This is a genomic window from Paenibacillus sp. FSL R10-2748, assembly GCF_038005565.1.
Taxonomy (GTDB): domain Bacteria; phylum Bacillota; class Bacilli; order Paenibacillales; family Paenibacillaceae; genus Paenibacillus; species Paenibacillus polymyxa_B.
On record NZ_JBBOTK010000001.1, the window covers coordinates 123,558 to 137,315 of the forward strand.

The following is a 13,758-nucleotide window of genomic DNA, read 5'->3' on the forward strand; positions in this document are numbered from 1 at the left end:
CGCGGAGCGGCTCACTTCAGCCACCGTAACTCATTCTTTTTTTACAATCAAGGAATCAATTTCGTTTCTTTTGCTCGCTCGGCCATTTTTTTCGTATGCTTGCTGAGCGGCTTCTTAAACACCAATCCAAACAGGAAGCAAACACCGATAAATACAAACAGCATCACCACATCTCGTATCACCGTTGAAGGCAACATCCCTCCTACTGTCTCTCGTAACAGACTAACCGCATAGGTGAATGGTACGAACGGATTCAGCGCCTGAAAAAACGGTGTACTCGTCGCAATCGGGAATGTCCCTCCTGAACTGGAGAATTGAAGCACCAGCAGGATGACTGCCAGTCCCTTGCCGATATTGCCGAACACAGAAACTAGTGTATAGGTCATCGCCGTAAACACCAGACTGATCAGCATAGACGATAGTACAAAAGCTACTTTGGCATCCACATACGCCCCGAGCAGGAACAAGTCACCGAGAGATACGCTCAGCGCTTGAAAAATGCCAATCGTGGAGAATGTCATAAGCCGTCCGAAATACACTTGGTAGCTTTTAAATTGTCCTTCCGGGTCATCCACATCTACCCTGAACATCGAGACCAGTAGCATCGCACCTACCCAAATCGACAATGTAGTGTAAAAAGGTGACATCGCAGAACCATAGTTGGGAATTGGGTATATCCGCTCCTGCTTCAACGATACCGGACTGCCGAGAAAATCACTTTCCTTTTTCACATCCCCCTTGAGCAATGCAATAGCGCGTCCGAGTGCATTTTCGCCCTTAAGCTTGCGAATTGTGTCTGCAGCCTGACGTATGGAATCCTCGGCAGCTGGAAGATCGGTCCTTACAAAATTGGCTACTTGGTGTACCGCTTTTTCTGCATCAGGAAATTTATTTTCTATTAAGTCAGCCATTTTGACAAACTGTTGTTCCGCTTTAGGCAAATCATTACGCACAAAATCTGCTGCCTGATGAATTTTACTTTTAACCGCTGGCAAATCGTTATTTACAAAGTCTGCCGCTTTGTTCACAGCATTCGTAAACTCGCCCATGCGCCCCTGAATCGTCGTCGCCGCTTCATGCAGTTTTTGACGGTATTGTGGCAGATCCTGCTGGAGACGTGTTAGCTCTTGCTGACCGAATTCTGCTGCAGCCTGTGCGTCATTTAATAGCTTTTCAATATTCGGTAGCTGCTCTTGAGCTGTAGTCAGCACATTGGCAGAATTGCGGGCAACGGATTTGATCTGATCCAGCGCCTTTTGAATGGCGGGTGCATACTCCGTATCATAATTGCCCAAAATGCTGTCAATTCCGCTACTGATTTCTCCTGCAAGGCGATCAGTGTCATCCAGCAGATTTTGCGCAGGCTTTTCGCCGCGCTGAATGGCATCCCCGATGCTAGTTACTGTGCTATTCAGACGACGGAAACGATCCTCTACCCCGCTCACACGGGAAATAAGTGAATCCAGAGGTTGACTTGGCAAGTATCCGTTCACACGCTTCAGCAATTGAGAAATATGATCCAACACTCCCACGGCAGTTGTCAGCCTACCGCTGACACGATTCACCGCAGCTTGTGCTGCTTTAGGATCAAAATCCACACCACGAACAATGTCTGTAATCTGAGAAACTTCATTCGCGATTTGTTGTACCAGTTGTAAGTCTTCTTTAACTACTGTACCAATCGAATCAAGCGCACCCTCGTTTTTGTCCAGAAATTCGAGTAAACCGGTTGTAAAATCCTTGCCTGTGTCCGCTATTTTCTGTACTTCTGGCAGTGCTTTCTGGGCAGCATTAATGACTTTAAGAGCCGTTTGCGTGTCCTCTAGGGCTGTGGCCAGTGCGCTTTCTACCTTGCTGAAATTTTGATCTAGTTCAACAATTCGATCACCGGCCTTTTGAATATCAGGTAGTCTTTTTTGGATATCCAAAATAACAGCGGCTACCTTGTCCAGCTCAGGCATGTTTTTGTCAATTTTGAGCACCAGGTCACCGGCACGGTTAATTTCAGGAATTTTCTCCTTCAATGCAATGATCTTTTGTCCCTGTGCCTTTATTTTCGGCAAATTTTGCTCCAGTTCCAATGCCTGTTTGCCCAACCTTTCGATATCCGGCAATCGATTATTCAGCTCCAACACCCGGTTCTCAATGTTACGAATCGTCGGGAGCTCCTCCTCCAGCCTGACTCCGGCTTCCTTCAACTTCGTCAATACCGCCTGGCTGGCAGTTTCAATAAAGTTTTGGCTAATCTGGTTCGTCAGAGAGGTTGCCCCCGAAGATGTAATTTTCGGAGCTACTGCATTAATTTTTTCATTTACGGCGTAATCAATTTCCGGCTTTTGCGGATTTTCCGTCAGCACACTCGTAATTTTCTCTGAAAAATCTTTCGGGATCAGCAGGCTGGCATAATAATCACCATTCAACACACCTTTTCGTGCTTCCGCTTCATTGACAAAAGTCCAACCCAGCTTCTTGTTATTTTGAAGGTTATGCAAAACCTCATCGCCGATATTAATCTTTTTACCATTCACTTCTGCACCCTGATCTTGGCTGGTTACTGCAATTTTAATCCCAGATGTATTCGCATACGGATCCCACATCGCTTTCAAATTCACCCATGCATAGACAGAAGGCAAAAGAATGATGCCAATGACTAATAAAGTCCCGGTCGATACTTTGAATACATTTCTCCAGTCTGTTAAGTAGATTTGCCATATCTTCCGCAACTTCATCACTCCTTGTATGTACATTAACCTGTCGTCCATTGTTGTATGCACACGTATTGTAAACGATTCGAGCGAATGAAGCCAATCCTGTTACAAAATATGTAAAAAGCGTATGCCTCTTATAGAGATCATACGCTTTTCAATAAAATCATTCTGCTTAATTTCGAACTCCATTCGCGGGCATAGCCTCTAGGGAATATAATGCTCCTTTTTTATTGATTTTCCCCACCACAGTAACCGCGCCTTTTTGGGAGAACGTATACTCGTTATCCTTAATTTTTACGGTATATCCTTTTAGGTTAATTCCGAAAAGAGATTGCACTTTCGACTTCGCGGCTGAAAGAGCCTGAGTTTGGCTGAGCTTTGGCTTAGCGAATGCTTTGACAAAATCCTTTTCCCCCGTCCAATCCATGCCAAGCTCGTTTTTTACGGCCCACACTTTACCAGTTTTCACGCCAATCAACACGTTGTTTAACTCATTATCGTCCCGGAAATTCCAAACGGTATCATTGCCTTCATGCTGACGAAACACATATTCAAACGGATTGCTCGAAGCAATACCAACTGTTTTAAGCGAACGATTCGCTTTGTTGGACAGTGAAGCTTTAACGTCTTTGAGCGAATACATTATGCTGGCCGTTATTTTATTTCCTTGATCAAGGTCAATGTAGAGACTCTGGTCATGCCCCCATAGCACCCAATAATTTTTGAGTTCTCCTTCGTCATCCGGTGAATATACACGCCAGACAGCATCCGTTTTAAACACTCCATCAGAATCAAATGTTTTCAGGAACGATGCAACCTTGCTGCGTAGATTATTGTCCATAACTTTGTTGAGATCAGCCGCATCATAAATAATGCTGGTGGATTGCACGATTCCCTTTTTGGAATCGTAATTTTGGATGAAATCAGCATTAGCTGTCCCGCTCAAAGTACCGTTTACCGTCCATGAGTCAAAAGCAGTATCAGCGCTTGTAAACTTTATTGTTTGTTTCCCCGCTAATGTGTTCAGCACATCTGTTAAACGCTTAGTGGCGGTTGGGTCCAAGTTAACAGAAGTTTGTGCGTTTTGAGCTATGGCAGCGGCGGGCTGCTGTGCCAATGCAACTGGAGCCGTTCCCAAAAGCATGGATATTGCCGCAACTGTTGCAGTGATAGAATTCCATTTTTTCATGGGGCAATTCCTCCTGATGTCTCAAAAGAGACTTAAAAGAATGGATACATATATTCCTTAGACGTAATACAAAAATAAAAGTTGCTTGCCCCAACTCAAAGAAGCCCTTCGGACCTAATAAATAGGCTCGAAGAGCTTCTTTCTTATGCATCATTATCCATTCTTCAGCAGTCTGGCCGCCGAAAATGCTGCACCATGACGCAACTTCCGCTTTTCCAACCGTTTGTGCAGCGAACGATTATACAGAACCTGAATGACAAAATACGAGATAATGCCCAGCACCACACCGAAAATCGACATGCCGATCAGGATGTGCAAGCCTCCGTGCAGTAAGTCTCTGAATACAGACCAGTTGCCGTGAAACAGCTCCATAAAAGAATGCTCGTGAAGTCGTCCGCCCCTGACATGTACCGGATAATGGGATGGATAAATCCAAGCCCCCACTTGCTTGGCGAATGGCATCAGTACAATTGGCAAAAAGGTTAGCTTACCTACAACGTTACCCACAATGGCCGCAGGCAACGAGCCGCCGGACAGACGAACAATCGGATAAAAAACAAGGTATACCAGAGAAGCCGTGGAAATCACAATCATCTCCAGCGCAAAGCCAATGGCGAAGCCCAAAGAGATCTTTTTAACTCCACCAGGGGCGCGCAATAGCTTGATGAAATTCAGCCGAATCGCACGCCATATATTTTGAAACATATTATATTTCTTCTTCGATTTATGAGGTTTGAGCCTTTTCGGATTGAGCTTTATCAATAGGAGGACTCCTTCAACAGTACTATTCAAGTTCAGGAATGAGTCAATACAGCTCCCATCCTTACTTATGTCTATACTGTCATTATAACCCTCAGCGTTCGAAAAGCAATGTTATTCCGCCTGTTTCGCCGTTTTAGGACAGAATTCGCTTGTTGACATCGTTTTGGAGAGGCACAATGTCCCAAATCTCAGCCGCGTATTGCTGAATCGTACAATCACTAGAAAATTTACCAGAGTTCGCCATATTGACAATAGCACGCCGAGTCCACTCCGAGGGATTCCGATACACTTGTTCAATATGAACCTGTGTATCCACATAGGCTGCGAAGTCCTTGAGCACAAAGTATTCATCATTATGATCAATCAGGGATTGATAAATGGCCTCAAATTCCCGTTCATGCCGCGTAAAAGGAGCATCGTTCACGAGTTGATCCAACACTTCACGCAGTCTTTCGTCGCTATTGGCTGTTTTGCGCGCCGAATACTGGCCGTCCCGGTAATATGCCTCGATCTGATCCACCTTCAATCCAAAAATGAACATGTTGGCATCCCCTACCATTTCATGCATTTCAACATTGGCTCCGTCTAATGTACCTATTGTGAGCGCACCGTTCATCATAAATTTCATATTCCCTGTGCCAGAGGCTTCCTTGCCTGCCGTGGAAATCTGCTCACTGACATCCGCCGCAGGAATAATCAGCTCCGCTAGCGAGACAGAATAATTTTCAAGGAAAACGACTTTCAGCTTGTCCTTGACATCTACATCCCGATTGATCGTGTCCGCCACGTTGTTAATGAGCTTGATTGTCTGTTTGGCGAGAAAATAACCGGGAGCGGCTTTGGCTCCAAAAATAAACGTGCGTGGCGTCACATCCAGGCCAGGATTACTTTTAAGCTGGCTGTATAGATGCATCACATGCAAAATGTTGAGCAGCTGTCGCTTATAACCATGCAACCGTTTGACCTGTACGTCAAAAATGGAGGACGTATCCAGTCGCACGCCCTGTTTTGCAAAAACATGCTCAGCGAGCCTGACTTTATTATTTCGCTTAATCGCCTGTATCCGTTCTTTGAACGACTCGTCCCCACTGTAACGAAGCAGGTCGATGAGCTCCCTTGGACGGGTCCTCCAACGTGTGCCGATGGTCTCATCGTACAAGCTTGCCAGCTCCGGGTTGGCGTGCATCAGCCAGCGGCGATGGGCAATCCCGTTTGTTTTATTATTAAAACGGTCAGGGTACAGCTCGTGAAACGACTTCATCTCTCGTTCCTTTAATATTTGCGTATGCAGCGCAGCCACCCCATTAACGCTGTAGCTGCCAACGATTGCCAAGTGAGCCATACGGATTTGTTCACCATGAATAATCGCCATTTCACCAATTTTGATGTCCTGGCCTGGGTAACGCTCCAGTAGCATAGCGCAATAACGTTTGTTAATTTCTTCAATGATCAAGGAAATACGAGGTAGCAGCTCCCGTACCATATTGACAGGCCATTGTTCCAGCGCCTCACTTAATATCGTATGATTCGTATAAGAAACGGTTCGCGTCGTAATATCCCATGCATCGTCCCAGCCCAAGCCCTTCACGTCTATCAGAATACGCATCAGTTCCGGTATAACCAGCGTCGGATGTGTATCGTTAATGTGCAGTGCTATTTTATCGGGCAACTGGCTATAAGGTAAACGAAGCTTCTCGAACGTACGCAAAATACTTTGCAATCCGGCCGAGCACAGGAAATACTGCTGCTTCAAGCGAAGCAGCTTTCCCTCATAATTGGAGTCATCCGGATATAGAAATGCCGAGATGGATTCCACCGATCGATTGTAGTCGAGAAAGCGGTAATAACCGCCCTCGCCTCGAATCGGTCCTCGAACGGGATCAAGCGCTGATTCCGCACTCCAAATCCGCAGCGTATTCACCTGCGCATGACCATAGCCCACCAGCGGAATATCGTAAGGGACAGCCCAGACTGTTTCGGCATCCTGTGTCTCGAATACAAGACGTCCCTCCTGTTCACGGGTTTCCACTCTTCCCCAAAAATGAACCTCGACCTTTTTGTCAGGACGGCGTTCCTCCCAGACATTCCCTTTCTGTAGCCAGTAATCCGGCAGTTCAACCTGATTACCATCCACAATACGCTGTTCAAACAGACCATATTTATATCGGATGCCGCAGCCATGTCCTGCATAGCCAAGGGATGCCAGCGAGTCCATGAAGCAAGCCGCCAGACGGCCGAGACCACCATTGCCTAGCCCCGCGTCCGCCTCCTGTTCTTCGATTTCCTCCAGATCCCAGCCCAGTTCACCCAATGCCTGCCGAACCATATCCAGTACGCCCAAATTCAGCAGATTACTGCCCAGTAGACGACCTATCAAAAATTCCAGTGAAAAATAATAAATCTGCTTCTCTTGTCCTTCTTTGTAGGCTTGGTTCGTTTCTGCCCAATTCTTGCCGACTTGTTCACGAATCATGCCACCCAAAACCTTATATACGTCTTCCGACTGAGCCTCCTGCATCGGTTTGCCCAGCCTTCCGACCAGTTGCTCTCGAAAAGCCTGCTTAAAAGCTTCTTTATTGCTGAACAAAGTTGTACCTCCTGTTATTTCCGTTTTAATGGCTAAGTATATCCTTTAAATTACGCTATTCTTGGCAATGACATAGGGAACTCTAATGTCTCCAATCAGAGTTCGATCTGGTGAAAGCTGTACATCTTTATCTAAAACCACATTCTCCACAACTGCCCCTTTACGGATGACACATTTTTGCATAATAATCGAGTTGCTTACCCGCGCACCCTCCTCCACCCGTACTCCACGGAAAAGAATACTGTTCTCGACCTTGCCCCCAATGGTGCAGCCATTGGCAACAAGTGAATGATCCACCTCGGCGCTGTGCGTATAACGGGTCGGGGCTTCATACTTGATTTTGGTATGCACCGGCTGATTCTGAAACAGTGCATGATACTGCTCCTGATCCAGCAGCTTCATGCTATTTTTATAGTAGCTCTCGATAGAATTAATGACCGCATGATAACCTTCATAACGATACGCATAAATGCGCAGTCCACTTGGGTTTTTCTGGATGGCATCGCGAAAGAAATGATTATCCTGATGGGCAATGCAATGCTTCACCTGATCCAGATACAAGCCTTTGTCCATCACGAACATTTCCAGATAAATATTATGATGATCCTGCTCCTGATGAATACCAGTCACTCGTCCGTTCTCATCAATCTCCAGTCGTGCACAAGGAGCATGCTCAGATTCGAGCTGGTCTATGGGTTTATATACGAGGGTAACATCTGCATTTTTCTCCCGATGATAACGGTATACATCCTCGATATCAACCTTATTGACATGCTGAGTTCCTGCGTGAACAATGGTTTGCCCCGATGAGCGATGGAAAAAGTCCAGATTGTTGTGCACATGCTGCAAATCCCCACGTGATGCATCTGTCGGATCATTCCAGTCCGGTGGCAAAATAAACAACCCGCCCCGTCTGCGGTCTAGATCCCAAGGCCGGCCTTCACCCAGATGATCCAGCAGCGAACGGTATTTGCGGCGGATAAACAGTGCAATATCATGCACCCCTGCATGCATCATGTTGGATAAGGTAAAATCAATGAGCCGATATCGACTGGCAAAGGGGACTGCGGCCCCGCACCGGAAATAGGTCAACTCCTTCAACTGATCCAGTTCGTGATCCAGGTTGATAACTCCAATGAGTCGGCTCATAGCAGACACCGTCCTTATCCGGGTTAAATTCGTGCATGAAGCTGGCTTTCCTGATCGAACAAAATAATCTCATCAGAACTATCTTCAGGTCCGATAAACGCGTTGTCTTCAATAACGATGTTCTCATTCACGATAGCCCGGTGGATACGTACATTGCGCCCAATTTTTACGTTTGGCATGATGACAGAATCGGTAATGACGCTCCCTTCACCTACTTCGACCCCATAAAATAGTACAGAATGCCTTACTTCTCCATCCACCATGCAGCCTTCATTTACAATGCTGTTTTTGAGGATTGCCCGTTGGGTTATATACTGGGCCGGTTGATTAGGACTGCGGGTATAGATGCGCCAGAAAGGATCGTTCAGATCCAAAGGCGGATCCTGAACCAGAAGATCCATGTTGGACTCCCACAAGCTCTGAATGGTACCTACATCCTTCCAGTACCCGGCAAACGGGTACGCATACAACGACCGTCCATGCTGAAGCAGCAATGGAATGATATCCTTGCCAAAATCATGTGAGGATTCAGAATCGCTTGCACTTTCCAGTAAATAGCGACGTAACACCTCCCATTTGAACAAATAAATACCCATGGAGGCCAATGTGCTTTTCGGCTGTTCAGGCTTCTCCTCAAAGTCATATATTTTGAGATCATCATCGGCGTTCAATATCCCAAATCGTTTGGCTTCCTGAATCGTGACATTGATGACAGAAATGGTGCAGTCTGCTTCCTTCTCCTTGTGATAGTGGAGCATTCGACTGTAGTCCATTTTATAAATGTGATCCCCTGAAAGAATGAGTACATGCTCCGGGTCATACTGATCCAAGAAATGCAGGTTTCGATAAATTGCATCCGCCGTGCCCCTGTACCAGTTGTTTCCATTTTCTTTCTCGTGCGGTGGTAAAACAAAAACTCCTCCATCCAGGCGATCCAAATCCCAGTCGCTCCCAACGCCGATATAGGAATGAAGCACCAACGGCTCGTATTGGGTCAATACGCCTACGGTGTCTATACCAGAATGAGTGCAATTGCTGAGAGGGAAATCAATAATGCGGTAAGTTCCTCCAAAAAATACTGCCGGTTTGGCTAGTGTACGGGTAAGTCCTTTGAGTCTTTTGCCTTGTCCGCCGGCGAGCAGCATGGCAACCACTTCCTTCTTTCTCATAACAAAGACCTCCCTGTCATGTGCGTCTGAAGCAATTGTGGCGGGATATTTAATAATATCCATTAAACATGAAAAGACAGTCGTAATCGTTTCATTGAAGAAGGAACGGGTAAGATTTGATGGAGAAGGGTAAAATCATAGTTATGCGGAACGAGTGCAAGGAATCACTAAATCGTAAAATCCCGTTCATCTTTTCACATTTTGGATGCTTTTAAAGCAACTGTGTATGACAACATGATCATAAGGAGGCGTTATTCATGAAGAATAAAAAATGGGTGGTAGCCGCATTGGGAATGGGTGTTACGTATCTGATGAAAAATAAAGGGGCACGCGATAAGGTATTGAATAAGGTACAGACTATTGTCAATCGTGCGAAAACATCTGCAAAATCGTAAAATGTTAAAGCTAGAAAAAAGCGAGCCTCTCTGAAGCATGGTTCAGGGAGGCTTTGCTCTGACTTTTCTCTGCGTCTACGAACAAAATATTGTTCGAGGCTGTATCCGTAGACTGTCAGGCATTCTCCTTATGTTCTTCTACTTCCATGATATGTTCAACGGTAAAGGTTCGATGCGTCCATTCAGAAGAACGGTAAGCCTCTAGGAGACCAAAGGTACGAATTTTCTCCTTGTCCACCTTCTTAAAGGTATGAGTAATCCCTACCTTGCCCCTGAAAGGAAAAAAGGAAAGACCTACAGTCTGATCCGATAGCCACTCGGCCCAAACTCGCCCGCTTTCATGTCGAACAGCCGGGAAGCTTAAACCTTCAGCAAACCATTCATAATCTGCTGTAGGCGTGCCCGGCTCTCGGCTGCACAAAAACAGACTCAATTCGTCACAAAACAACATTCTCCGTACATCCGTCCGCACTTGATGGTCGAAGGTTACGCCACATGCCAGCTCCTGTTTGAGCCTCTGACGACGCTGTGCCTCCGCTTCCTGATAAGCATGCGTAATCTGCTTGTCCTGAGCGTTTTGATGCTCGGTCCGTCCGACTAGCTCCCTGTACATCAAGCTACACAGCAACGCCGCATACGTATTACCTTGTTCGACTTCATCAATCCCAAGACGATAGAAAACAAAACGAGGATTGAGCGGAAAATCAATAAACGTATAAGGTGCAGACACATGATCATTCCAGAAAGGAGCAGCGTCTAACTGTATCCAGCCCCGATCATGCTCCCTTGCTGCATATACAAAATCCTGCTTATGACGTCTATTCTTGAAGGCACTCTCTTCCCATTGTGAAGCCAACTCACCTGAAATATGGGCATGGTCATGCTGCGTCGTCATGATATAAGCTTGGTCCGTTTCATAAATAACCATATGCTCTCCCCTTCCGTTCGGCGATTCGTGTGATTGTGTACAAACTCTCTGATTGAAGGCGATGGTTATGCTTACGTTTATTATATCAGGATAAGGTTAAAAAGGCAGTGAAGTTTTCCGCCTCTTTATATCTAATTACCCCTTTGATTCTGCACTCGAAACTGCTGCGGGGTCATCCCCTCCAGCTCACGAAACACTTTGTTAAAGTGCTTTGCATTGTCAAAGCCCACGTTAGCCGCAATTTCATAAATCTTGCCCCCTTGACACTCCAGCAGCTTTTTGGCTTCTGTAATGCGCAGCCTTTTTACATATTGAACAAAGCTAAGGCCTGTATAGGCTTTGAACGCCTGACTAAAATACGTATAATTCAAGGATACTGAATTGGATACTACTGCCATATTCAAATCCTCGCTGTAATGAGCATGGATGTATTGGATAGCACGTGTCATACTACCGCTTCTATCGACGATGGCACTCGCGCCAGCTGGTCTATCTTTCTCTACGCTGACAACACCATCGTATATGAGGTGGTTCCTCTGCTTCAATTCCTCATTCAAAACTGCCAGCGCACCAAACAGTTCCTCCCTTACGATTGGCTTGAGCAAATACTCCCGTGCCCCACAGCGAATCGCTTCGCGCGCATACTGGAACTCGTCATATCCACTGAGAATGATTACCAAAGGTCTGCGACCCGGCTCCAGCTCGTGAATATGCTGCATCAGCATAATGCCATCCATAACAGGCATACGGATATCCGTTATCACCAACTCGGGCAAAAACTGCTTCACATGCTGCCAGGCTTCCATTCCGTCCTTGACCAGTACACATTCATAGAGACCGGAAAATTCCCGTTCGATCATAGCTTGAAGTCCCATTCGAATATTTTTCTCGTCATCCGCAATCAACAGCTTGGTCGTCATGGTCTGCCCCCCTCATCATGTAACGTTTAGGCAAAATCAGGGTCACTGTCGTCGATTGTCCGGGGATGCTGTCCAGTCTTATGCCATACTCTTCGCCATACTGCATACTCAAACGGCGATGCACATTATACAAACCGATTCCCCCATTCATCCCGGGCTCGTGGGAATCCATTTCCGTTCGCGCTAGACCAGCCATGATGGCGTTTCTTCTTTCTTCAGATATCCCCACTCCGTTATCCTGTATGCGCAATTCTATAATATCCTGCTTAGGGCAGGCTTCAATCGTGATGCTGAATGGGCTTTGCAATGCACTCCAACCGTGCTTGATAGCATTTTCGACTACAGGCTGCAGCGACATTTTCAGCATCTCCAGTTCCATAAACGCCGACGATAGATGAATTTCCAATCCAATTTGGTTATCGTGGCGAATGTTCATGATGGCCACATAATGCTGAATATGGCGGATTTCATCCCGCAAAGCAACACACGATCCCGACCATTGGAGATTATAACGCATCATCGAGCCAAGGGAGGTAAGGGCATCCGACAGCGGATACTGTCGTTCTATCTCCGCCATCATTTTTAAATTTTCCAATGTATTATAGAGAAAATGGGAATCAATCTGATGCTTGAGCGCTAGCAGCTCAGCCTCCTGAGCAGCGGCCTGCTTGTGTACTGCTTCGGCAATGAGTCCGTTTATCCGACTCAGTAGACTGCGAAAATATAGAGCCAGCTCAGCCACTTCTCCCCGCCCATATACTGGAATTCTAAGCTGAAAGTCACCCTCCTGCTCTACTTTTTTCATGGATTCACGCAGTGTATGTAGCTGTTTGAGAATGAAGGCATGCAGGGTATAAGAAATGACGGACATAAACAAAATCAGCATACTAATAATGAGCAGCATGGCATTGCGTTTCTGACGGAGATCACCCAGCGGACCGTCCAGCGCCACCACATTTAGCAAATAGGCGTCCAACCCTTCTATATAACGGTACATGCCGAGATAAGGCTTATTCTCATAGGAAAAATCAAAAGCACCACCCGGTCCCTGAACCTGGGACTGAAACAGATGGTGCACATGGGACAGAGGGATCGAAATTGAATCTGATTGAGAGGAAGCTGTAGCTATATCGGTAGAAGACATTGGTTTATCAGCGTTCCTTGAGCTGGAATCGTCGCCGTCTAGAATGAACATTTGCCATGCGCGGTCACGTTGTGGGATTCCAAATACTCTAGGTGAAAATAGCTCCAGCCTCATGTTTGTTTCTACCAACCCTGCGTGTCTTCCTCCGGTAGACTGAATTTCACGCAGCAGTGCCATATACTGCACTGTCTCACTTTCCTGCCGGGATTGCCCCAGAAGTAAGCTTTTCGGCCCCTTGTACATTTCCCACCATATTTTCCCTTGTCGGAGTTGGGCCGTTTTCAGCCAGGAAGCTTTAGGCAGTCGTGATTCATTAAAAATCATCGGCCATATTTCATGTGCCTGAGGATTACTCGTATACAGTCGAATGTTCTCTACATTGGGATTACTGTACAGCAAGTGCTGTAAATTTGGAAACACATTCAAGTTGAATTGGACCAGCTCATCGCTGCTTATTTCACGTTCCTCGGTCAGATAACGAAGTACGTTGCGATCTGAGATCGCAAGCTGTGCGGTTCGCTCCATAATTTCCATATTGCTGTGAATATGGGCCAGCTCTGTATCCAACACATAATGATTTTGTACGGTAATGTCTTGCATGGTATTCTCGTACAGTTGGTGAAAGGTATATAGCGAGAACAATACCACCGGAATTAAAATGACTCCGATATACGCGACAATGAGCTTAACTTGAAGAGAGCAACCGCCAAGCCGATCGGCCGTCCCCTTCATCCACTGCCATATAGTGCGGCGCAGCAGGCTCTTCATCTGTGAACGTGCACGGCCTGGCATGAAATCACATCCTTA

The 13,758-nt window shown here is 46.2% G+C and carries 10 protein-coding genes; 1 reads left to right on the top strand and 9 read right to left on the bottom strand.

All coding sequences use genetic code 11. The annotated features are described in order from the left end of the window. Positions 1 to 47: 47 nt before the first annotated feature. The 6 genes from NSS66_RS00565 to NSS66_RS00590 all read right to left on the bottom strand — a co-directional run bounded on the left by NSS66_RS00565 (position 48) and on the right by NSS66_RS00590 (position 9,564). Entirely contained in the window at positions 48 to 2,723 is a 2,676-nt protein-coding gene (locus tag NSS66_RS00565) for a YhgE/Pip domain-containing protein (protein ID WP_279830684.1), read from the bottom strand. A gap of 157 nt (positions 2,724 to 2,880) precedes the next feature. Beyond that, the gene (locus NSS66_RS00570; protein ID WP_340958237.1) at positions 2,881 to 3,897 is read right to left on the bottom strand and encodes a hypothetical protein; all 1,017 of its coding nucleotides are present in this window, start codon (positions 3,895 to 3,897) and stop codon (positions 2,881 to 2,883) included. A gap of 153 nt (positions 3,898 to 4,050) precedes the next feature. Further along, positions 4,051 to 4,602: a DUF2062 domain-containing protein gene (locus NSS66_RS00575; protein ID WP_028542387.1), complete on the bottom strand. Its 552-nt coding sequence runs from the start codon at positions 4,600 to 4,602 to the stop codon at positions 4,051 to 4,053. A 190-nt stretch (positions 4,603 to 4,792) separates the two neighbouring features. After that, a complete protein-coding gene (locus NSS66_RS00580) occupies positions 4,793 to 7,246 on the bottom strand; it encodes a glycogen/starch/alpha-glucan phosphorylase (protein ID WP_264453855.1) in 2,454 nt (817 codons plus the stop codon). 45 nt (positions 7,247 to 7,291) lie between these two features. Further along, positions 7,292 to 8,395: a glucose-1-phosphate adenylyltransferase subunit GlgD gene (gene glgD, locus NSS66_RS00585; protein WP_023988336.1), complete on the bottom strand. Its 1,104-nt coding sequence runs from the start codon at positions 8,393 to 8,395 to the stop codon at positions 7,292 to 7,294. 23 nt (positions 8,396 to 8,418) lie between these two features. Further along, positions 8,419 to 9,564, bottom strand: coding sequence for a glucose-1-phosphate adenylyltransferase (locus NSS66_RS00590; RefSeq protein ID WP_076160182.1), 1,146 nt, complete (start codon positions 9,562 to 9,564; stop codon positions 8,419 to 8,421). Positions 9,565 to 9,821: 257 nt separating this feature from the next. Between NSS66_RS00590 and NSS66_RS00595 the strand changes: the two genes are divergently transcribed. Continuing rightward, on the top strand, positions 9,822 to 9,959 hold the full coding sequence (locus NSS66_RS00595; RefSeq protein WP_023988334.1) for a hypothetical protein: 138 nt from the start codon (positions 9,822 to 9,824) through the stop codon (positions 9,957 to 9,959). A 115-nt stretch (positions 9,960 to 10,074) separates the two neighbouring features. Here NSS66_RS00595 and NSS66_RS00600 read toward each other — a convergent pair whose 3' ends face one another. The 3 genes from NSS66_RS00600 to NSS66_RS00610 form a co-directional block, all read right to left on the bottom strand. Then, positions 10,075 to 10,887 (bottom strand): DUF3891 family protein, encoded by an 813-nt coding sequence (locus tag NSS66_RS00600; protein ID WP_076160179.1) that lies wholly within the window; start codon positions 10,885 to 10,887, stop codon positions 10,075 to 10,077. Between the two features lie 131 nt (positions 10,888 to 11,018). Then, a complete protein-coding gene (locus NSS66_RS00605) occupies positions 11,019 to 11,807 on the bottom strand; it encodes a response regulator transcription factor (RefSeq protein WP_023988332.1) in 789 nt (262 codons plus the stop codon). Then, a complete protein-coding gene (locus NSS66_RS00610; RefSeq protein ID WP_028542390.1) occupies positions 11,779 to 13,743 on the bottom strand; it encodes a sensor histidine kinase in 1,965 nt (654 codons plus the stop codon). The genes NSS66_RS00605 and NSS66_RS00610 overlap by 29 nt, the downstream gene beginning before the upstream one ends. Positions 13,744 to 13,758 lie beyond the last annotated feature (15 nt).

Coding starts and splice junctions, on each gene's coding strand:
- NSS66_RS00575 (WP_028542387.1), bottom strand. CDS start 4,602: ATGTTTCAAAATATATGGCGTGCGATTCGGCTGAATTTCATCAAGCTA.
- NSS66_RS00610 (WP_028542390.1), bottom strand. CDS start 13,743: ATGCCAGGCCGTGCACGTTCACAGATGAAGAGCCTGCTGCGCCGCACT.
- NSS66_RS00595 (WP_023988334.1), top strand. CDS start 9,822: ATGAAGAATAAAAAATGGGTGGTAGCCGCATTGGGAATGGGTGTTACG.
- glgD (WP_023988336.1), bottom strand. CDS start 8,395: ATGAGCCGACTCATTGGAGTTATCAACCTGGATCACGAACTGGATCAG.
- NSS66_RS00600 (WP_076160179.1), bottom strand. CDS start 10,887: ATGGTTATTTATGAAACGGACCAAGCTTATATCATGACGACGCAGCAT.
- NSS66_RS00605 (WP_023988332.1), bottom strand. CDS start 11,807: ATGACGACCAAGCTGTTGATTGCGGATGACGAGAAAAATATTCGAATG.
- NSS66_RS00570 (WP_340958237.1), bottom strand. CDS start 3,897: ATGAAAAAATGGAATTCTATCACTGCAACAGTTGCGGCAATATCCATG.
- NSS66_RS00590 (WP_076160182.1), bottom strand. CDS start 9,564: ATGAGAAAGAAGGAAGTGGTTGCCATGCTGCTCGCCGGCGGACAAGGC.